This window comes from Chitinophaga sp. YR573, assembly GCF_900110995.1.
In the GTDB taxonomy this organism is placed as follows: domain Bacteria; phylum Bacteroidota; class Bacteroidia; order Chitinophagales; family Chitinophagaceae; genus Chitinophaga.
The window spans coordinates 2,377,607-2,399,121 of record NZ_FOJF01000001.1; the positions used below are offsets into that span (position 1 = coordinate 2,377,607).

Annotated in this window: 19 protein-coding genes and 1 tRNA gene; 8 read left to right on the forward strand and 12 right to left on the reverse strand. The window is 42.4% G+C overall.

The window, feature by feature from the left end; translation table 11 throughout:
- Window positions 1-55: 55 nt before the first annotated feature.
- Entirely contained in the window at window positions 56-586 is a 531-nt protein-coding gene (locus tag BMW86_RS09885; RefSeq protein WP_089781349.1) for a hypothetical protein, read from the forward strand.
- On the opposite strand, the gene BMW86_RS09890 is transcribed toward BMW86_RS09885, so the two are convergent.
- Together BMW86_RS09890 and BMW86_RS09895 are read right to left on the reverse strand one after the other, a co-directional pair.
- Window positions 583-1,629 (reverse strand): DNA polymerase beta superfamily protein, encoded by a 1,047-nt coding sequence (locus BMW86_RS09890; RefSeq protein WP_089781351.1) that lies wholly within the window; start codon window positions 1,627-1,629, stop codon window positions 583-585. The two genes, BMW86_RS09885 and BMW86_RS09890, sit on opposite strands and share 4 nt — an antisense overlap.
- Window positions 1,629-2,381: a nucleotidyltransferase domain-containing protein gene (locus BMW86_RS09895; protein ID WP_089781353.1), complete on the reverse strand. Its 753-nt coding sequence runs from the start codon at window positions 2,379-2,381 to the stop codon at window positions 1,629-1,631. The genes BMW86_RS09890 and BMW86_RS09895 overlap by 1 nt, the downstream gene beginning before the upstream one ends.
- Before the next feature lie 567 nt (window positions 2,382-2,948).
- On the opposite strand from BMW86_RS09895, the gene BMW86_RS09900 reads away from it, so the two are divergent.
- The 4 genes from BMW86_RS09900 to BMW86_RS09915 all read left to right on the forward strand — a co-directional run bounded on the left by BMW86_RS09900 (window position 2,949) and on the right by BMW86_RS09915 (window position 5,419).
- Window positions 2,949-3,434, forward strand: coding sequence for a ribonuclease H-like YkuK family protein (locus tag BMW86_RS09900; RefSeq protein WP_089781355.1), 486 nt, complete (start codon window positions 2,949-2,951; stop codon window positions 3,432-3,434).
- Window positions 3,435-3,660: 226 nt separating this feature from the next.
- Window positions 3,661-4,137 (forward strand): hypothetical protein, encoded by a 477-nt coding sequence (locus BMW86_RS09905; protein WP_089781357.1) that lies wholly within the window; start codon window positions 3,661-3,663, stop codon window positions 4,135-4,137.
- 17 nt (window positions 4,138-4,154) lie between these two features.
- Complete coding sequence (locus BMW86_RS09910; protein WP_089781359.1) at window positions 4,155-4,850, forward strand: metallophosphoesterase; 696 nt, start codon at window positions 4,155-4,157, stop codon at window positions 4,848-4,850.
- A gap of 92 nt (window positions 4,851-4,942) precedes the next feature.
- Window positions 4,943-5,419, forward strand: a complete 477-nt coding sequence (locus tag BMW86_RS09915) for a hypothetical protein (RefSeq protein WP_089781361.1) — start codon at window positions 4,943-4,945, stop codon at window positions 5,417-5,419.
- A gap of 102 nt (window positions 5,420-5,521) precedes the next feature.
- Here the strand turns inward: BMW86_RS09915 and BMW86_RS09920 are convergent, their stop codons facing one another.
- The 5 genes from BMW86_RS09920 to hflX all read right to left on the reverse strand — a co-directional run bounded on the left by BMW86_RS09920 (window position 5,522) and on the right by hflX (window position 9,465).
- Window positions 5,522-5,860 (reverse strand): hypothetical protein, encoded by a 339-nt coding sequence (locus BMW86_RS09920; RefSeq protein WP_089781363.1) that lies wholly within the window; start codon window positions 5,858-5,860, stop codon window positions 5,522-5,524.
- 231 nt (window positions 5,861-6,091) lie between these two features.
- Window positions 6,092-6,165: transfer RNA gene (locus BMW86_RS09925), tRNA-Asn, on the reverse strand.
- A 76-nt stretch (window positions 6,166-6,241) separates the two neighbouring features.
- Window positions 6,242-7,867, reverse strand: coding sequence for an ArnT family glycosyltransferase (locus tag BMW86_RS09930; protein ID WP_177189210.1), 1,626 nt, complete (start codon window positions 7,865-7,867; stop codon window positions 6,242-6,244).
- 69 nt (window positions 7,868-7,936) lie between these two features.
- Entirely contained in the window at window positions 7,937-8,275 is a 339-nt protein-coding gene (locus BMW86_RS09935) for a Rieske (2Fe-2S) protein (RefSeq protein WP_089781365.1), read from the reverse strand.
- Complete coding sequence (gene hflX / locus BMW86_RS09940; protein WP_089781367.1) at window positions 8,275-9,465, reverse strand: GTPase HflX; 1,191 nt, start codon at window positions 9,463-9,465, stop codon at window positions 8,275-8,277. The genes BMW86_RS09935 and hflX overlap by 1 nt, the downstream gene beginning before the upstream one ends.
- 83 nt (window positions 9,466-9,548) lie before the next feature.
- Between hflX and BMW86_RS09945 the strand changes: the two genes are divergently transcribed.
- Together BMW86_RS09945 and BMW86_RS09950 are read left to right on the forward strand one after the other, a co-directional pair.
- Complete coding sequence (locus BMW86_RS09945) at window positions 9,549-11,576, forward strand: S9 family peptidase (RefSeq protein ID WP_089781370.1); 2,028 nt, start codon at window positions 9,549-9,551, stop codon at window positions 11,574-11,576.
- 72 nt (window positions 11,577-11,648) lie between these two features.
- Entirely contained in the window at window positions 11,649-12,425 is a 777-nt protein-coding gene (locus BMW86_RS09950) for an enoyl-CoA hydratase-related protein (protein ID WP_089781374.1), read from the forward strand.
- 84 nt (window positions 12,426-12,509) lie between these two features.
- On the opposite strand, the gene BMW86_RS09955 is transcribed toward BMW86_RS09950, so the two are convergent.
- The 5 genes from BMW86_RS09955 to gcvT form a co-directional block, all read right to left on the reverse strand.
- A complete protein-coding gene (locus BMW86_RS09955) occupies window positions 12,510-13,208 on the reverse strand; it encodes an outer membrane beta-barrel protein (RefSeq protein WP_089781376.1) in 699 nt (232 codons plus the stop codon).
- 142 nt (window positions 13,209-13,350) lie between these two features.
- The gene (locus BMW86_RS09960) at window positions 13,351-17,097 is read right to left on the reverse strand and encodes a DEAD/DEAH box helicase (RefSeq protein WP_089781378.1); all 3,747 of its coding nucleotides are present in this window, start codon (window positions 17,095-17,097) and stop codon (window positions 13,351-13,353) included.
- Window positions 17,098-17,230: 133 nt separating this feature from the next.
- A complete protein-coding gene (locus BMW86_RS09965; RefSeq protein ID WP_089781380.1) occupies window positions 17,231-17,956 on the reverse strand; it encodes a 2-phosphosulfolactate phosphatase in 726 nt (241 codons plus the stop codon).
- A gap of 52 nt (window positions 17,957-18,008) precedes the next feature.
- On the reverse strand, window positions 18,009-18,482 hold the full coding sequence (locus BMW86_RS09970) for an SRPBCC family protein (RefSeq protein WP_089781382.1): 474 nt from the start codon (window positions 18,480-18,482) through the stop codon (window positions 18,009-18,011).
- Between the two features lie 63 nt (window positions 18,483-18,545).
- A complete protein-coding gene (gcvT, locus tag BMW86_RS09975) occupies window positions 18,546-19,634 on the reverse strand; it encodes a glycine cleavage system aminomethyltransferase GcvT (RefSeq protein ID WP_089781385.1) in 1,089 nt (362 codons plus the stop codon).
- Between the two features lie 249 nt (window positions 19,635-19,883).
- Here gcvT and BMW86_RS09980 point away from each other — a divergent pair, with 249 nt between their 5' ends.
- A complete protein-coding gene (locus BMW86_RS09980) occupies window positions 19,884-21,497 on the forward strand; it encodes a M20/M25/M40 family metallo-hydrolase (protein WP_143056538.1) in 1,614 nt (537 codons plus the stop codon).
- Window positions 21,498-21,515: the final 18 nt, after the last annotated feature.

Sequence of the window (21,515 nt, forward strand, 5' to 3'; positions counted from 1 at the left end):
AAAACCATGGTTTTCAGGGATGCCGGGACAATACAAAGAAGTGTAATTTTATTACATGCTTAAAATCGTCATTACTACGTTTTTTGTTCTGTTGACAATAGCTATCGGCTGCTATTTTTTCCTTTCTTACAGGTTGGATACAATCATTGTATATGACAGGGAAGAAGCCTATACCAATGTAGGCAATCATCTTTCTATAAAGCCGGAGTTTATGATCAATAGTGATAAAGAGTTAAGGGTTTTCCTCAACTTCGAAAACGTACATGAGGTGATCCATATAAAGACCCTGGATGTTACAGTAAGCTCTTCTTCCTTAATGTCTGTTACTTCTAATCTATGCGATACGGATCCACTTGTACCAACCTTCTACGAATTACCGGAGAATTGCAAACTGGTACATCCTGGTTATGAGTCTTCTTCCGGTTCTATTACTTTCGCATTCGATAGCCGCAGGGCAGGCAACAGTTATCTTGTTACGGTGAAGGGAACTATTCTCAGCAGTCCCAATCAGCCACCCACTACTTTCACTAAACAGATTACTATCAGAAAGAAAACAGTTGTCAGTGAGAGAAGCTGGTTATTTTAATAAAATTGTTCCCGTATCTGTATAAGAACTTCTTCTGCTTTTTTCTCATTGGGCATCTCAGGCAAATCTGAATTAAGATATAATTCATCTATCCGTTCCAGCTTTTCTGCCACCATCTTTAATAAGTCTTCATATTCAAAAGCCCCGCTTCTTATTTTTAACAGGAAATCCCTGTCATTCCTTTGCACAATTACTTTATGTTCTGCTGCTATTTCTTCTGCCATACTTAACAAGCGAAAAGTATGCATCATGTTTTTTGCATCATAGTTCTTCCCATGGGAAAGCGTATTCTGATATCTTGCTTCATTCCTTTTCTTTACCCATTCCCAGTATTCATAGTATTCTTTACAATATACAGAATAACCATCCTTATTAAAGTTCATGACGCCTTGTGGCATCATATCTTTGGGGATAGAACTCAATTGCACATCATTTGCCTGCTCTCCGGACACAATGCCTTTTAGCTTTTCACCATGATATAATAAGTATACATCTTTAAAATGAGGCAGGTTTGTTAAGCCACAATTCTCCTGAGAATATCCATGCTGAGTTAACCATTCCTGAAGTGGGATACTACCATTTCCTTCTACAACGTAGCAAAAGTCCAGTACCCTTTTTCTTTCCTCACCTACCGGCTTATGTATTTTCTTATTAAGCCCTTTTGCCTTCTTCACTTGTGTTGCTGCATAACCTGCAAATGTATCCTTACATAACTTAGACAGGAAATCCTCTACACGGATCAGTGACATTAAAGGATGACGGAATAATACACTCTGCTCCGGAGTTCCCAATAACTCCATGATGTTTGGATTATTCTTACTCAGCAGATCTATGAACCTGCCTATTTCAAAATACACCTCATCATTTGTCTCATTGGATAACTGCGGTACATAATGCAGTCCATATAATTGCTGTTGCCGCAACACAAAAATCCCCTTTATATCTGTATCTGATGTTGGCAGGTGTAACTGTTGTGCTCTGCTACCACTGATGCATTTCAGTAAAAGATGTTGTGGTTCGGATATCAGCTGTTCAAAGGTCATTACTTAATATATTTTCTGAATAAAATATCCAGTTCCTGTGTATCATTCTTTAGTGCAGGTATATCAGAAGATCTTTCCTCGCAGTAAGCTAATGTTGATGTTATCCATTCCTGTAATAATGGAACTGGTGCGATCACTCCTTTCTCATCTGCTACTTTTTTCTTTTCCAGCAGATCATCAATAACAGTATTCCATTGCTCATCTGTAATCAGCGTCCGGAGCTGATCGAATGTCATAGGAGGCAGGCTTCCTTTTTCTACGATCCATAACGCAGATAATAGTGGGCGTAATGCATAGAAGTACTTTTTCATCTTCACCATTTCCTGCTGCAGATCATTTTCAAAAGTATTCTTTGCCATAGAAAGATAATGATGACAACCCGCACGGTTGGAAAAATACGTTGTTGCCAGTTTTACCAGTTCTTCTTTAAAGCCGCCTGTTTCCATATACACAATGGGAGATTGCAGCCATTCGTACAATGGTGCATTGGATTTCAGAAACAGCTGTAAAGCTTTTCTTATATCCCAGCCACTGATATCAAGTATTGCATTCACGGGTACTTCAATCACATCTCGTCTCTCCCTGATACTCAGGTAATCTGTTGTGGGCCTTGCATAAATAAAGCGCACGTCGTAGTCACTATCCGGTGATGCAAATCCCCAGGCCCTGCTTCCTGACTCACAGGCATATAATATTTTTACCTGCTGCTCTGCTTCGATAGATAACAGCTTGTCTATTATTACACTATTCATAATCTGATTATAATGCTTCTGACCAAAGGTTCTAAAAATAATAAATTATTCAATGAGCGCATAACTACATCATAATTAATTTATTGAATACGGACGACTGTATTAATAAAAAAATATTCTTTTTAAAATTTGTTATTATCAAAAAAATAAATGCACCTTTGCTTTGTTAAAATAAATGCAACGACGAAAATGAAATTTATACAGCTACATACAAATCCAAAATGTTCAGTACGTCCTTTAGAGGGATTTATTGACTGCGGGGCAAGTTATGCTGTAGAATAAGTTTAGATAAACGAATTCAATATAACATAAGCCCTGCAAGAGATTGCGGGGCTTTTTATTTTTAAATAATTCAGCCGCACATGCAATTACATTTTGAGAATATAGGTTTTACAAACATGAATGATATACAACTATCAGGCGTATGCTATTCTTATAAACCTAGTGAACGCAATCGCATTTATCAACGACCGTTTTATATATGGCCATAAATAACTTATGCCCATACAATAAAACCCGGTCGTTCATCACGACCGGGTTTTTTATTTTTCTTAACATAACATAACCATGCAACAAAGCAAGTACTGGAGACGGCTGAATGGTGTCATTATCAACAGACCAATTGAAGATGAAATAACCACGATGCTGTCTGCTGAAAAAGAAAACGGCCATGCATTGAAAGTATGCATTGGTACAGATAGTCAGGTAAAAGGAGCTGTCACTGAATTCGCTACTGTGATAGTCTTTATCCGTAAGGGTAAAGGAGGTTTCATGTACATACACAATGACAGTACACTGCGAAAAATGAGTATCAAGGAAAGGATGCTGGTAGAAGTTGGGAAAAGTATTGAAGTAGCATATCCCCTATGCGATATCTTTTCAAGTTATAATATAGATATGGAAATCCATGTTGATATCAACACAAATCCTTCTTTCAAAAGCAATGATGCATTGAAGGATGCAATGGGATATATCATGGGTATGGGATTCACCTTTAAAGCAAAGCCGCATGCTTTCGCAAGCAGCAGCTGCGCCAATAAAATAGTTCATTAAAATGAGAATGATGTATAATCTGATTACTAAGAATTTTATTTCAGTTAACGGAACATATCCCGGTTCAACATCCGTTTCTGTGTCAACAAGAATATACCGGGTAGCTCCTCTTGTTGAAAATGATTACCGGCTAATGTTTGCATTAGCAGGAGATACACCAGCTATTCGGTTATCCGGATAGCTGAATAGCTGGTCTGTATAATTTTTATACCTGAAATATTGATTTATGAAAATTGCAATGGCCCACAAACAGGCCGCTTTCAGAATTAAACATTGGTATTTAATGCACCATCGTGTCATTGAATCTTATATAAAAGGAACTGAAGCATTTACATTATTTGAAAAATTAACGGTTGAAAAACAAACAGAGATCAGCAAAAAAATAAAATTTAATTCACAAGAGATACCTGTATTAGTATTAATTATTAATACTAACAAATACGTGGTGAATACCAGTGAAAGATTTATAAAAATCACTTCGAAAAATATTGAATCAGTTTATTATGAAGAATTCGAAGCAATGATTTGTTATCAATCGATTTATGCTGAAATAAAAAAGCTACCGCCCCAGAAACTTGTAGATGTCGGGCTTAAAAAAACAGATGGCGATATGGCCTTCTTGAAAATACCGGCCGGCGAATTTCATCATTTCTGGGATGTAGCAAGACGGTTAGATACCATAAGAATAATAAACGATAAATAATCATCAACCTTTTAACAATGATACTGATAGGTGATTTACATGGTGAATATCTCAATATCCTATACAAGATTAATAAACTTGAAATAAAGAATACAACACTTATTCAGGTTGGTGATTTTGGATTAGGCTTTCATGATCTTCATCATGACATTAAAACACTATCCGGGTTAAATAAATTCCTGCATGAAAAAGGGAATTCTCTTTATCTGATCAGAGGTAATCACGACAATCCTTTTTTCTGGAATCACCGCCAGGAAATTCAGATGAAGAATATCTTTTTCGTACAGGATTATGAGGTAGTGACTATTGAAGGGCAAAAAATATTATTTATCGGTGGCGGTATCTCTATTGACAGAAAAAACAGAACAGTAGGAAAAGATTACTGGATAGATGAAGAGTTTGTATTGAATCCGGTATTACTCGACAATGCATGTGCTGCAGGAGTAGATATGGTCATTACACACATTGCGCCTAACAGCGCATGGCCATACTCTTTTACACCTGTAGTAAATCATTATGCAGGCAGAGAACCCGGATTAGCAAATGCTTTATACCAGGAGCGCAGCAATATGAATGTTGTGTATGAACATGCAAAACAGGCTGGCTGCAAGCAATGGTATTACGGGCATTATCATCAATCCATGGTAGAAGAAAAAGAAGGGATGCTGTTCCGTTGTCTGGATATTGGAGAGATGTACCAGCCTATAGTCTAAATGATTTTGTTGCTAATGTTGAATATATGCAATGTCAACCCGGGTTTCTTTCCAGGAATCCGGTTTTAATTTTATCACTTTAAAAATTTCTTATGACAAACAAGATTGTAAAAACGCCTGTACAGGTGGCAACACAATTGGCCAGGCAGTACCTGATGTTTTATAATAAAAAAGAGGACACAGATAATCTTTTTAACCTGTTCTCTTATGCAGAGCATGGTCAAATATTAAACAAAGTACACCTGGCCCCGTTTGAGATACCAGTGCTGATACTTACCACCTGCGATGATAATTATATCGTAAATACCACCACCCGGTTTATAAGAATCAGTCCCTCATCTTATGAGTCTGTTTATTATTCAGATTTTAAGGGCCATTTTCGGATAATGTTATTACAGACGTTCAAAAAGGATGTAAAACTAGCAGGTTGGTTTGGAGAAGCTGCGCTGGAGAAAATTAACGGGGAATTGATTTATTGGGATATTCCTATTGGCATAGCAGGGGGAGGGTTTCAGAATATCACTCGCAGATGCAGCATAATCGGAAGAAGGATTTCAATTATACCTTAATTAAGATCCTCTTCCTATATTCTTTCATGAAAATTATACTTATACAGCAGGCCCGTTCCCCCTTTCAGGGAAATAGAATTGGGGGCTAATAAAACCAGTGTGTTAGTCCAGTTGAGTACTCTGAAGCATCAAAGAGAACTTATTCCCCATGTTAATCTTCACACTCTTTCCTTTCAGCCATTTCTTGATGTCTTCATTGTCTGAAAGCACCTGGAACAAATCCCGGGCAATAGCAGAGCCTCCAAGATCATTGGTAACACGTCCGTTAATGATCTCGAGATTAAAGCTGTAACCGGACTTTTCCCTGTTACCAATCGCTTCAAATTCTCCTTTACTCATTTCGAACACCTGGTCTCCTGCAATTGATCTTTTCAATAAGATCTTAATCACAGAAATAAACTTTCCCCAAAATGGTAAATACTTTCCTACCTCGTTACCCATAATTTATTTTTCTTCTAATGATGTTTAGCTACGTAATCTGATTATGAACAAATCCTTTCTTTAAACAAAATGCCTTGACGAAGTGTTTCGTGATTGTTTACAAACGTTGGTTGATAGTTTAATCTTAAGCGGCTTTGTACTTCCAGGATGGATATCTGTGAAGCTGAATACAAAAATACTCCTATTAAATGAAAAAGGGTCTTAACGTAAGACGTTAAAACCCTTTTTTTGCTCCCCCTTCTGGACTTGAACCAGAGACCCTCTGATTAACAGTCAGATGCTCTAACCAACTGAGCTAAGGAGGAGTGTTTTCCCGTTTCGGGATTGCAAAAATAGACATTTTTTTATTCCTGCAAAATCTATTCGAGAAATTTTTCAAATTTACTTTACTTTTTTTTCTGATACAGCATCTACAGATATCAGCAAACGCTCTCCCAAAGCGGAATTACGTGTACTATGATTCACAAAAGGAAGATCTAATTTTGTTACAGCAAAATAAGGAAATGACTTTATTACCTTACAGGAATGCCCCAGTTCAACTAAACTATCCCTATATCCCGGTGTTGTAAAAAACAAACCCGGCTTATCAGCTGTTACACTTTCATACCTTTCTACCGGTGCATCCAGGTAAAACTCCATCGCATAAGAATTCACCCTGTAAAAAACTACCGGCTGACCCCGCAACACTTTATTTGCATAAAAAGCAGCCGCACTCCCACTCTGATATTGCAATACATCCGGATAAAACATCCCGTTCAAAAACAGATTCAATGCTATACTGGCCAGACAGGTTCGGAAAAAAACACGTTGCAACCCCTGCAACGGAAGGAAAATAAATAACAACACGACCAGCAGGATCAACACGACGGTCACATAGTTAACTGCCGGCTGATATAACAGCCATAATCCAACGATAGCTACCCCGATGATACTCATAATTACATATTGAGTGATCCGGAAGAATTTCAGCCCTTTTAACGATAAAATATATTGAGCGGTGAGAATAGAGAAAAATGGGAAGATAATATTGAGATAATGCGGTAACTGGAAACTGGAAAGAGAGAACAACACAAATGTTGCCAACGCCCCACAAATACAATAATACTCGCGCTTGTCCCTGCGGAAAAAAACGATCACCGCTGCATATAAGAATATAGACCAGGGTAAAAAGGCCCATAATACCGTATGGAAGAAAAAGGAAGGATCGCCCTGTCCTTTGATAGGCCCCGTATTCATAAACCGGCCAAACTGGCTATCCCAGAAAAAGAAACGGATACCGGAGACACCCGTTTGCCCAAAGATGACCTTCTCCGGATGCAGATCAAATTGCTGACGCAAAGCATACAACTCAGGAATGATGAAGATGCCAATAAGCACTGCAACCAGCAACCATCGTAAATGGAATAACTCCTTCCACTGGCGGGTAAAAAGGTATTGCCCGGCAATGGCACAACCTATCGGTACCAGTGCAAAAGGCCCCTTGGTCATTACCGCACAAGCGGCAAACAACGCTCCTAATACCAGGTGGAAACCACGCCCTCTATACAGATGGTATACACTGGCGATGATCAGACCTGTGAGGTAAGGCTCTGCCCGGACATCATTACTGGAGATAATCAGGTGTTCTGCCGATAGCAGGATACATACCGCCCAACGCCCGGTCTGAGCCCCGTATAAAGCCTGTGCGAACCGGTAAGTATAGATCACCCCCATCATTAAAAAGAGGATGGCAGGAAGTTTATAAGCAAGGGTGTTAATGCCCAGCAGGTTATAGGAGAGCGCCATGATCCAGAAAGGGAAATGAGGCTTATCCAGCCAGTCATGCCCATCAGCAAACAGGTTCAGGTAGTCATGATGCTGTACCATATGTTTGGCAATGCCGGCATATAAAGCGCCGTCAGGCTCCATAACGGTAACATTCAAACCTGTAAAATGCAGGAATACAAGCAGCCCTATGATGAATATGCTGACCTGTTTTTCTGAGAAGGAGAAAGAGGAAGAAGACATGTGCAAAAATTACAGCATAGCTGGCACTTGCACAAGAATACATTTGTCTTTAATGGAAAATTAACGTGGTTACCACCCGAACAGCCCGGTTTTCTCTAACCCGATATACACCCCGTCTTCCCGTTGTTCTACCGGATAGGTTTTCAGGTAAAACCCTTCTCCGCTTGAATTATACCCATTCTTCACACTAAACCGGTACCGGTGTAACGGACATACCACATTCCCGGAATCATCTATAAATCCATCCGCCATAATCCCGCTGGCATGCGGGCACTTATATGCGAACGCATATAAACTGCCCTCATAGCGGGTACAACAAATTTTCTTTCCATGAACATCCAGCACAGTAATCTCCCGGTTGGCCATCGGAAGATCCTCTACCCGGTGCCAGTTGTATTGTTTTGCCATTAATAGAAAAATTCTGACTTGTAAGGAAAACGTTCCCGGTATAAGTTCATTACTTTATCCATAATGGTTTGGCGAAGCTCTTCAATATTCTTCTTTTCCAGCGCAGAGATGAACACACAATTGCCCTGTGAACGACGTTCCCAGTCGGCTTTCATCTGGGTAAGGATATCCTGTTTAATATCCTCTGCTAGCCATTTATCGAACGTGTTCTGTTCGTAAAGGTCCATCTTGTTAAAGATCATGATGGTTGGCTTGTCAAAGGCTTTCAGCTCCTGCAGCGTGCGGTTCACCACTTCTACCTGGTCTTCGTACTGTGGATGGGAGATGTCTACCACGTGCATCAGGACATCGCTTTCACGTACCTCATCCAGGGTTGACTTAAAACTCTCTACCAGGTGATGGGGTAATTTGCGGATAAACCCTACGGTATCACTTAAGAGGAAAGGTGTCTGATCGAACACTACCTTACGGGTAGTGGTGTCCAGCGTGGCGAATAACTTATTCTCCGCAAACACCTCACTTTTACTCAGCACGTTCATGATGGTACTCTTTCCCACATTGGTATATCCTACCAGCGCCACACGAATGTATTCACCACGGTCTTTACGCTGGGTCAGCGCCTGTTTATCGATTTCTGCCAGGCGTTTACGCAATAAGGAGATCTTATCCTTGATAATACGACGGTCAGTTTCAATTTCCGTTTCCCCCGGACCACGACTACCAATACCACCTCCCTGTCTTTCCAGGTGACTCCACATCCCTTTCAGGCGCGGCAGTATGTACTGATATTGTGCCAGTTCCACCTGCACCTTTGCCTGGGCTGTGCGGGCACGCCGGGCAAAAATGTCCAGGATAAGGTCACTACGGTCTATCACTTTTACGTTCAGGACCTTTTCTATATTGGCTATCTGGGAGCCAGACAGCTCATCATCGAATATTACCAGGGTAATATTCCTTCCGGTAATGAAATCTCTTATTTCTTCCAGTTTACCCTTACCCACAAAGGTTGCCCTATCGGGACGGGCCATCTTTTGTGTGAATCGTTTTATAATGGGAGCCCCTGCTGTTTCTGCCAGAAACACCAGCTCGTCCAGGTACTCCTGTACCTGACGCTCAGTTTGTTCCTTGGTTATCAAGCCCACGATCACCGCTCTCTCTTCCTGTTGTATCGCTTGTTTTTTCTCAATCAAAGTATCTGATAATTTTTACAAAGGTAGCAAATTAGATGCTGACACTATTTTCCCTACATTTATTCCTCCAAACAAAATCTAACATGCTCAAACCTCTTTTGTTAACATCACTATTTATAACAACTATGGCCACGGCGCAACAGAAAATGACGCCTGAGCAACTCTGGCAATTAGGCAGAGTAAGCGGGGAAACGATTACGGCAGATGGCAAAACAGTTGTTTACGGCGTATCGCAATACAACATTGCTGAAAACAAAAGCGAAAAGAACCTCTATGCTATCCCGTTAACCGGCGGTACTGCACAGCAGATCACTACAGCGCCAGGCGGTGAAGGCGATGTGGCTGCCCTTAACGCTCAGAAGATCGGCTATTCCTTAAAAGGACAATGGTGGGAAATGAACGCAGATGGCACCGGTGCCATACAACTCACCAATGTAGAAGGCGGATTACAGAATATACGCCTGTCTCCCGATGGTAAACACATCCTCTTTTCAAAAGATGTGAAGATCAAAAAGGTGAGTGGTGCCGACCATTATCCAGACCTTCCAAAGTCAAACGTACAGATCTACGATAACCTGAACTACCGCCACTGGGATGCCTGGGAAGACGGTAACTTCCAGCACGTATTCTACGCTACCTATGAGAATGGTCAGGTAGGCACTCCTATAGATATTATGGAAGGAGAAGCTTTTGATGCTCCTCAGATGCCTTTCGGCGGTACAGAAGATATGATCTGGGCCCCTGACAGCAAAAGCATTATCTATGTTTCCAAGAAGAAGTTCGGTAAAGATTACGCTATCAGTACCAACACCGATATTTACGAATACAACCTGGAAACCAAAGCCACTAAGAACCTTTCCGAAGGTATGCCCGGTTACGACCTGGGGCCCGTTTTCAGTGCTGATGGTAAATACCTGGCCTGGCAAAGCATGGCCAAAGATGGTTATGAGGCAGATAAAAATGATATCATCGTCCTGAACCTTGCTACCGGTACACGTACCAATCTTACTAAAGACTGGGATGGCACCGTAGCTTCTATCTACTGGAGCAAAGATGGTAAGCAACTCTACTTCCTGGCTGTTGTAAAGGGTACGGAACAATTGCTGGAAATAGCATTACAGAAAGATATAACGGCTACAACCGCAAAGCATATACGCCAGGTAACAGAAGGAGATTTTGATATCAGTGATATCGTTGGGCAGTCAGGTAATACACTGGTAGTATCCCGTATGGATATCAACCATGCGTCTGAACTGTACACGGTTTCACTGCCTAAAGGCACTATGCAGCCACTCACAACAGTGAACAAAGCCGTGTATGATAAAACAGGCATGTGTAAGGTGGAGAAACGCTGGATCAAAACGACTGATGGCAAAGACATGTTAAGCTGGGTGATTTTCCCTCCCGACTTTGATCCTGCAAAAAAATATCCTACCCTCCTGTATTGCCAGGGTGGCCCACAGGCGGCACTATCACAGTTTTACTCTTACCGCTGGAATTTCCAGTTAATCGCTTCCCAGGGCTATATTGTTGTAGCCCCTAACCGTCGTGGTATGCCGGGTCATGGGGTGGAATGGAATGCTGCTATCAGTAAGGACTGGGGCGGACAGCCCATCCGTGATTACCTGAGCGCTATTGATGCAGTTAGCCAGGAGCCGTATGTAGATAAAAGCCGCCTGGGTGCTGTAGGTGCCAGTTATGGCGGTTACTCTGTTTATATGCTGGCGGGTGTGCATAACAATCGCTTTAAAACATTCATCGCACACGATGGTCTTTTTGACCTGAAAAGCTGGTATGGTACTACAGAAGAACTGTGGTTTGCCAACTATGATATCGGCGCTTACTGGGACCCTGCCAATGCTAAAATCTATAAAGAGTTTAATCCCAGTGAGTATGCCAGTAAATGGAATACGCCTATCATGATTATCCAGGGTGGGATTGATTTCCGTGTTGGTATAGAACAGGGATTACAGGCTTTCCAGCTGGCCCAGTTAAAAGGAATTAAAAGCAAACTGCTTTATTTCCCTGAAGAGAATCATTGGGTGCTGAAGGCGCAGAATGCGCTGGTATGGCAACGTGAATTCTTTAAATGGTTAACTGAAACACTTTAAATAATATACGATCGTAAACAGGAGTTTCCTGTTTACGATCTTTCGTTACTCCAATTCCACAATTAAATTTCCATGTCTGCAATCTTACACCAGATCAATGATGGCATTGCCACAATTACACTCAATCGCCCCGAAGTTTACAACGCATTTAATGATGCCCAGAGTTACGAACTCCAGGATGCTTTAAAACAGGCAGAAAAAGATCCTGCGGTAAGAGTAGTGGTACTCACCGGCGCCGGAAAAGCTTTCTGCAGCGGGCAGGATCTTAAAGCTTCTATGGAGGCTGGTACACGCAATCTCAGCGAGTCACTGCACAAAAGATATAATCCTATTATCAGGGCTATCCGCAATATGCCAAAACCGGTTATCTGCAGGCTCAATGGCGTGGCGGCAGGAGCAGGTTGCTCACTGGCATTGGCCTGCGATATGATTATTGCCAGTGAAACGGCCTCTATGATAGAAATCTTTATCAATATTGCCCTGGTACTGGATTCCGGCTCTTCTTACTTTTTACCACGTACTGTTGGTTATCACAGGGCTTTTGAACTGGCCACAAAGGCAACTAAACTTTCCGCCACAGAAGCACAGCAGCTTGGGCTGGTTAACAAGGTAGTAAAACCCGAAGAACTGGACAGTGTGGTACAGGCAGAAGCAACATTTTATGCAAATGCTCCTACCAAAGCAATTGCCATGATGAAGAAAATGCTGACGAAAGGGATGACAGAAAACCTGGATACTGCATTAGACTATGAAGCCTATTGCCAGGAAATAGCAGGAAAAACAGAAGATAATGCTGAGGGGATAAAAGCTTTTATTGAGAAAGTAACGCCTGTTTTCAAAGGCAGATAAGATATCTGCAAAAAGAAGCAACCTGCAAATAAAAAGAGCGGCCCGGGAATCCCGGACCGCTCTTTTTATTTAACTCAGATTATTTTACAGACCACTGATCATGATACCAATTGAATATGGTTTGATATCATAAGTGCTGTTGTCTTTAAAGATCGTAGTCAGTGCATAAGTACCGTAGAGAGAGAAGTTACCATAACCTATTCTTGCAGTACCATCAAAGCGCCATGTATTGAACAGACTCTTGTTAGATTCCTTCTCAACATGCTTAGAGTTATTGATAGTCTCCACTGAACGTGTATGTACATTCACCAGGTTACCTACTTTAATACCTAATCCTACTTTGAAGCCTTTATTCGCATTTTCCGGCACCTGACGGTAACGAATTTCCAAAGGAATCTCAATGTAGTTCATGGCTAATTTGAACTTCTTATAAGTGGAAGAAGAAGTGAAAGCCGGAGAAGTAGTTACAGCGGAAAGATTAATAACCTGATCATTCAGATATATCCCCGTTGAACTGATACCTAAACCTGCTGCCAGGCTGAAATTAGTTTTCTGCAAAGGAATGTCATACATAAAAGCAAGATTAAACTCACGGTTAAAACCGGATTTAATCGCACTGGCTCCTGTACCCGCCAAACCAACATAACCCAGCTGGATCACCAAAAAGTCCTTGGAATGTTGCGTTGCTTTCATTGCCTTACCGGCAACCGCATCACCTGCACTCTGTGCAAAAATACTATAAGAGACAAGCAGCATTCCCAGCGTAAAGAATATTTTCTTCATGTTTAAGTATAAAGTCTTGAAAAAGAATATTAGGCAAATTTAATGGAATAGGAATAAAATAAAGGGTTAAAATATTGCAAAAATATTATTTGCCCTCCCGGCTATCTGTAGATGCAGGTATCTTATCTCCGTTTCACCATATTTAACTGAACAGATATAAGACATCTTCTTTGGTAAGCTTCTTCACAAAACCGCTGTCGTCCGCAATAATCTCTTTTACCAGAGACTTCTTACGTTCCTGTAATTCCAGTATTTTCTCTTCTACCGTGTCTTTACAGATCATTCGGTAAGCGAAGATGTTCTTCGTTTGTCCAATACGGTGTGTACGGTCAATAGCCTGTTGCTCTACCGCCGGATTCCACCATGGGTCCACTATATAAACATAATCTGCCGCCGTAAGGTTCAAACCCACACCACCGGCTTTTAAAGATATCAGGAACACGCGGCAGTCCTCGTTATTCTGGAAATTCTGAATGGCCTTTTCCCTGTCTGTGGCGGAAGTACTACCATCAAAATATTCGAATTCGATTTTCATATGCTGCAGCTTCTCACGGATCAGGCCCAGCATGCCCAGGAACTGTGAAAAGATCAGCACCTTATGGTTACTGATGTTCTCAGACATCTCACGGGTAAGTTCATGCAGCTTCACAGAATGGTTCGGATACTTCTCCGTATCATTCAGGATAGCCGGCGAATCACAGATCTGACGCAGCTTCATCAGACCCTGTAAGATAGTCAGCTGGGAGCGTTCCATACCCTGATCTTCTATCACACCCAGGATCTTGGAGCGATAAGAATTACGGTAAGCGTCATAAATATGGCGCTGTTCCGTATCCATTTCGCAGAAGATCACGGTTTCTATCTTCTCTGGCAGGTCTTTCGCCACCTGCTCCTTGGTACGTCTTAATATGAAAGGGTAGATAAGTTTACGCAGATGATCTTTACGTTCTTCATCCTGGAACTTATCGATAGGCGTGGCAAACTCATTACGGAAGAAGTCTACGCTACCCAGCATTCCCGGATTCAGGAAGTTCATCTGTGCATATATATCAAAGGTATTATTCTGCATGGGGGTACCACTCAATGCCAGCTTATTGCGGGTATTCAGTAGCTGTGCCGCTTTGGTCACCTTGCTCTGCGGATTCTTGATAGCCTGCGATTCATCCAGTACTACATAGTCCAGCGGCATCTTCATGAGTGTAGTGATATCACTGCGTAAGGTGCCATAAGTGGTAATGAGGATATCAAACTGTTGCAGTTCTTCCGCACTCTTCATTCTCGCCGGACCATGATGTATATGATACCTCATCGTAGGCGTGAACTTCTTGATTTCATTCTCCCAGTTATAGATCAATGTGGTAGGACAAACAACCAGTGCCAGACATTTATCATCATGCGTGTTTTTATAATGCTGGATAAATGTAAGCGCCTGTATGGTCTTACCAAGACCCATATCATCTGCCAGAATCCCGCCCCATTTCACTTCATCCAGGTAGTTGAGCCACTGGAACCCGCTTTCCTGGTAAGGACGCAGGGTAGCGTGCATATTAGCAGGCAGGTCTATATTACGGATCTCGTCGAACTGTAAGAGTTTACGGCGTTTCTGCTCCAGCTCCATCAGAATAGCTTCATCATCAATGAACTCAAACAGTTCATCAATTACGCTGAAGTTATACTTACTCAGTTTCAGCGCACCCTTATCTTTCTCTTCACCTATCTTAAATAACAGCGAATATTTCTTCAGCCATTCTTCAGGCAATAAACCCAGGGAACCATCCGCCAGCTGAACATAGTTCTGTTTGCTGGCCAGTGCGGCTTTAATGTCCCGGATACTTACCTTCTGATCACCATACACCACCTCTATCTTGGCATCAAACCAGTCAATACCGGAGCTGATCTGCAGGTTGGTGACAGGTTTATGTGCACTGAACTTGAAGTTTTTCAGGTTTTCAAATCCAAATACCCGCACATTCATTTCCTTCAGCGCATCAAAGAACAGGAAGAACCAGTTATTCTTCAGGGCTTCTTTTGCACGCAGGAAAAAGTAATTATGTGTATTAGGCTGAGAGAAGTTTGTATGTAGTGTACTGAGCTTTTCAACAAACTCCCGCTCTGCGGATTTGTTACGATGAATGATCAGTACTTTATTGCCTTCCTGTACGGTGATCCGGGCATCGCTGTTCCAGTCCACTTCCTGTCCATGGTAGGCAAACCCTGGCTGGATAACGAATGTTTCTCCCACTTCACGCAGGAACACCCTGTACTCAGGCACCACATCATCCACCTCTGCCAGCAGGGAATTATCAAATTCAATACTATAGTGCTTACTTAACGGAAGCAGGTAATCCTGTAAATACGTGCTAAACTGATCAGCCGGGATCTTTACCCGTCCGGTTTCACGGAACAGTTCCACATGCAGGGCATCCTGTGGGTTCTCGAAGAGGTACAATACCTGTCCTTTAAGGAACAGGAGAGAGCTGTCCCATTCGTTATCCGCCACATTCACCATTTCACCTTCTATAGAAACATGACAGGTGATCTCCACAAAGTCGGGGGAGGAATGTGTTTTAAAGATGGGTTGCAACCTTTCACCGGATAAATTAATCGGCAGCAGGCCCTTTGTTTTAAAAGGCTGACGGTTAGGCAGGAAGAACAATAACCCATGAGCGGCAATCTGTGGGAACAGCTTGGCCAGCTTGGGGTGAAGGTACTCCAGCATCAGTTCCTTCGTTTCCGTAGGAAGGGCCGATTCATTTTCGTCGTGCGTAATGTTCTCCCAGATGCCCGCAAAAGGGGAATTCTTACTGAGGAACTTACTCACTTCCATGCCCTGCACCTTACGGATAGGTGTTATCAGGTCACGGTCTATCTCTTTATATTGATAAAAATCTACGTATTTGGTAAGATCGAGCTTGTTTACCAGCGATACGAACGTTGTTTGCTCTTCATTCACTTCCCCGCTCACCAGGTCTATCCTGAAGAACGGGTACAAAGGTTCGTTCCCGTTAAACACCACTCCCACACGTTGGGTAATAACAGCTGCCACATCTGGTGGCGGAGGTGCTACCGGCTGACGGTTACCACTTCCCAGACCATCTACTCTTTTGATGCTTGAGTCAAGCACCCGCAGGAAAGGCTTTCCTTCCAGGTAAGAGAAGGTGAACTTCCCTTCCAGGTTATCCTCTAAGGAATAACCATATAATGCTAATAACTTATTCTTTTCCTTATCCCAGTTCCTGAGTGTATCAAAATAGTAAGGTCCCTGCTTATTCAGCAGGAACAGGAACAGGGCGGTTTTATGTTTACAGATGGCAAATTCTGTTTCATCACAGGTACAATGTGTATCAAAGTGCCTTTCCTCATTCCGCTGTAAGATCATGGGGAATTCTGCCCCTTCAAATTTCAGTACGGCCTCTACTTTTTCATCCTTGGCAGAAATGATTTTAACTGCACGGGCCTGTTTGGCCATTTTTTCTGCCTCTGCAAAAATGTCGTTATTGGTAAGCAGTTTTAATGCTTTGATATCTATGAACTTCATTTTCACCAGCGTATGCTGCTGGTTATACTTGGTTTCATAGCTATCGAAATGATTTTTATCCAGCATTTCCTGTAGCTGGAACATTGCGGCGGCCTCATGCCGGCAGATATCTCCCAGGTTGTAAGGACACTGGCAACGGACATTCATACTGCCCGTATCATGGTATTTATTAATGGAAACTCTATAGTAATTGGCGTGTGTATCGCTTTTAACGCGGAAAGTGGCTGACTTCAAAACCGGGTCTGCCTCTATCAGTTCTACACCGCCAGCTGCGTATATACGTTTCCCCCTACGGATTACCTCATCGGTTCCGTTATTATAAACATATTTGAGCAACTGGGGCAGCGACATAGTTCAAAAATCTGCCTACTTTTTTTCCAGCGGGTTAAAAAACTAAAATATTTAGCAGCTGGTGAAAAGGCAATTCACAAAAGTAAGCAGAAAAAACCTAAAAAGCTAAAAGCTGAAGGCTTTGTGCAGAACGCTATCCCGCTATTACCAACTCTCCATTTCTGAATATCGGTAAAACGTTGGCGCCATCAGGGGAAAGACAATAACGGATATCTTTTTCCAATCCGTAATTAGCCAGGCGCTTAAAGTGGGAAGCCTGTGTCATAAAACCAAAAATATCGTCTTTGGAAGTATTATATACAGACTCTGCCATTATTGCTGAGTCGCAATTGACAGAAAAATGTTCTTTTATACGGCTCACTACGGCCCCGGCAAAAAGGGTATCCTCCAAGTTTACACGATCTTTCCAGGCAGCACAACCCAGGATCACCGGCAACTTTTGTGCTACCAGGTAATCACATACTGCAGAAATATTAGGAAAGGAACCGGTAATGATCTGTATGGCATCTTTAGCCATATGCAGTAATTTGGTACCGTTTGTTGTGGTCAGCACCAGTGTCTTGTCCTGGATGAATTCCCTGGAATACTCAAAAGGAGAGTTTCCGTTTAATAAGCCCTCGGCAATCATTCCATCCCGCTCACCGGCAGTAACAGCTCCCAGCTGTTTGCCAATACTCACACATTCTGCTACCGATGATACCGGTATAACTTTGGTTGCTCCATTGTTCAAGGCTGTACAGATAGTAGAAGTAGCCCTTAACACATCAATAATCACCACTATACAATTCTTCACATCATACAAGTGCAGCAATGCTGGTGATAAACATACCTCCAAAGAGGGTTTTCCTTGTTCTGTCATTCTCTCTTAAGTTGCAATTACAGGACCTGCTATACAACAGGCCCTGTCGCTGTTAATCTAATATCACTCTCCACTTTTCACTCTCCGCATAATCTTTTATTACACTATTCCGTAGTCGCAGCAGGCGGGTCATATAACGCTGGAGATAAAACTTCTCCAGTAGCTTGCCCAGCTTGCCATACGGAGTACCAAATTCAAAAATATCAATCGCTACGGTGCCGTTCTCAATCTGCTTAAAATGATGCTCATGCTTCATAAAGGTAAAATCCCCTTCTACCATTTCATCGCAGAAATAATCTTTAGGATGCATTTCTGTGACACGGGTAGTCAGTTGCCTTATCTTTCCCAGGTGTTTGGCACGCCAGGTAACTGTTTCATCCAACTCTATCAGCCCGTTAGTACGGCCCTTTATTGCTTCCTCCTGCAGGTGCAGCATGCTGCGCTTATGCAGGGTAATGCTCCGGCTCAGGTCAAAGACCCTTTCCATTGGAGCATGAATCAAAGTAGTTATATGAATTGTAGGCATAGCGGATATGGTTTTTCAGCAAATAAAGCTAACGATTATCGCTCCTTTTTTATTATGTTCTTATTAACTTAAAAAAGGAACTTTTACTACCTTGGCCTTCAACAACTTATCTCTCACCGCAATAAAGATTTCGGAGTCCTGGGCAGCAAATGCGGTCTTCACATAACCCAAACCTACCGCTTTTTGTAAAGAGGGCGACTGTGTCCCGGAGGTTACCCGGCCAATTACCTGCCCGGCTGCATCCTTGATTTCGTAGTCATGACGCGGAATTCCTTTATCTATCATCTCAAAACCTACCAGCTTATTCTCTAAACCGGCAGCTTTCTGCGCCTCAAATATACTACGGGAAGTGAAGTCTTTTGTAAATTTTGTAATCCAGCCCAAACCTGCTTCCAGGGGAGACGTATTATCATCAATATCATTACCGTACAGGCAGAAACCCATTTCCAGGCGCAGGGTATCACGGGCACCCAGTCCGATTGGCTTCAGTCCTTTTGGTCCGCCGGTTTCAAATATGGCATCCCAGATCTTATCCGCAGCCCCGTCTTTATCTTCAAAATAGATTTCAATACCACCCGCACCGGTATAACCGGTAGCACTGATCAATACATTTGGCACCCCTGCAAACCCCCCTTTTGCGAAAGTATAATACTTCAGGTTTACCAGTTCAATATCTGTTAATGACTGCAGCATACCGGAAGCATTAGGCCCCTGTATTGCCAGCAGGCAGGTCTTTTCAGAAATGTTGTGCATCTCTGCACCCTTAGTATTATGCTGGCTTATCCAGTTCCAGTCTTTCTCAATATTGCTGGCATTTACGACCAGCATATACGTCTTGTTTTCTTCAATGCAATATACCAGCAGATCGTCCACAATACCACCCGTTTCATTTGGCAGGCAGCTGTATTGTGCTTTACCCGCTGTCAGTTTGGATGCATCATTGCTGGTAACACGCTGAATCAGGTCCAGTGCATTTTCTCCTTTTAGTATAAACTCACCCATGTGGCTTACATCAAAAACCCCTGCATTATTACGCACTGCCTGGTGTTCATCATTAATGCCAGTATATGATATTGGCATATTGTAGCCCGCAAAAGCAGCCATCTTAGCGCCCAGCGCTATGTGTTTGTTTGTAAAAGGTGTGTTCTTCATAAATGTTTAATGATCGGTTTCTTGTTTTGGGTATGTTTTAAAGTTCAGATCTTGTTTTAGCCCCGCAAAAATAGGGTGATTTTCTAAATTCGGGCTTAAATCGTGATTTTGGTGCAATAATTGCCTTCGTGTTTGCAGTCAATAATCCATAGTACATAGAAGTAAACTACATTTGCACTGAACTTCAAAGGCTTAACACCTGTTCTTGTTTATTGACAACCGTCAACAGACTCCTAAAAAACAACAACTGTGAAGCACAACATTTGGCTATTCGCACTCTTATTGCCCTTTACACCATTAAACGCCCAAAAAAAGGCTGACCGTAAAACATTGGGAAACCTTCAGGCCAGCATCTCTTATTTATCAAGCGACATACTGGAAGGCCGCCGTACCGGCACCCGCGGAGAACAACTGGCCGTAGCGTATATCGCCGATCAGATGAAACAGGCAGGACTAACGCCCAAAGGTAATGACGGTTACCTGCAGACATTCCCTGTAAGTGAAACCAGAACTATTGCGGAAAAAAGTCTGCTCACTATCAATATTGCTAATCTTGCCGCAGGCGAAGAGTTTATTCCACTCCCTTTCAGCGCAGAAAAAAGTGTAAAAGGAGATGTAATACCAGATGTAAATGAACCGGATAATATATGGCTGATAAACGTGAAGGAATTTGAGGTAAACCCTCACACCGCACCGGTTGACGTATACCGCCAGTACGCCCGTGAAGCTGCTAAATCCAGTGCTACAGGTGTAGTGTTTTATAATGGTACGGAAAGCCCGGAAGAAGTGAAGAAATGGCTGGCTACTCCCTCTGAACCATTGACCATACCGGCGGTGTGGATCAACAGTAAAGTGAGTAAATCACTCTCTACTACAGAAGACAGTCATATCAATATACGTGTAGCCTTCGGTAGCTACAAACGTACCGGTACTAACGTAGTCGGATATATTGATAATAAAGCCCCTGGTACTGTAGTGATAGGTGCACACTTCGACCATCTCGGTTATGGAGAAGATCATAATTCCATGACACCAACGCTGAAAGTAATACATCATGGTGCGGATGATAATGCCAGCGGTACTGCAGCTTTGCTGGAACTGGCCAAACAGCTTAAAGCTTCCCGCCTTAATAAATACAACTACCTGTTTGTTGCTTTCTCCGGAGAGGAACTGGGACTGTTCGGGTCCAAATATTTTACAGAACATAGCACTGTAGATCCTGCTACTTTCGACTACATGATAAATATGGATATGGTAGGCCGCCTGGATGAAACCAAAGGTTTGCAGGTTGGCGGTATAGGTACTTCTCCGGCCTGGCCTACATTGCTGCCAAAAACAGCGCCGGAAGGATTGCAACTTACTTACGATTCATCAGGTGTTGGCCCTTCTGATCATACTTCTTTTTACCGTAAAAATGTACCGGTATTATTCTTCTTTACCGGCACCCATAGCGATTATCATAAGCCTTCAGATGAAGCGGATAAGATTAATTATGAAGGAGAGATAAAGGTAATCAGGATGATATATACCGTTGTAGAGAAGACCAATGGCATGGATAAACTGATGTTCTCCAAAACACGTGAACTGCAAACAGGTACCAGCGCACACTTCACTGTAACATTGGGTATCATGCCGGATTATACTTTCCAGAAGGCAGGCGTAAGGGTAGATGCAGTTTCTGAGGGTAAACCCGCTCAAAAGGCCGGACTGGCAATCAATGACGTAATCGTTCAACTGGGCAAACATTCCGTTGCCAACCTGGAAGACTATATGCAGGCACTTTCTGCCTTCAAAAAGGGAGATACCACTACCGTAAAGATCCGCAGAGGAGAAGCCGAAAAAGTTTTTAATATCCAGTTTTAAGAGCCACAACGCTTTTTT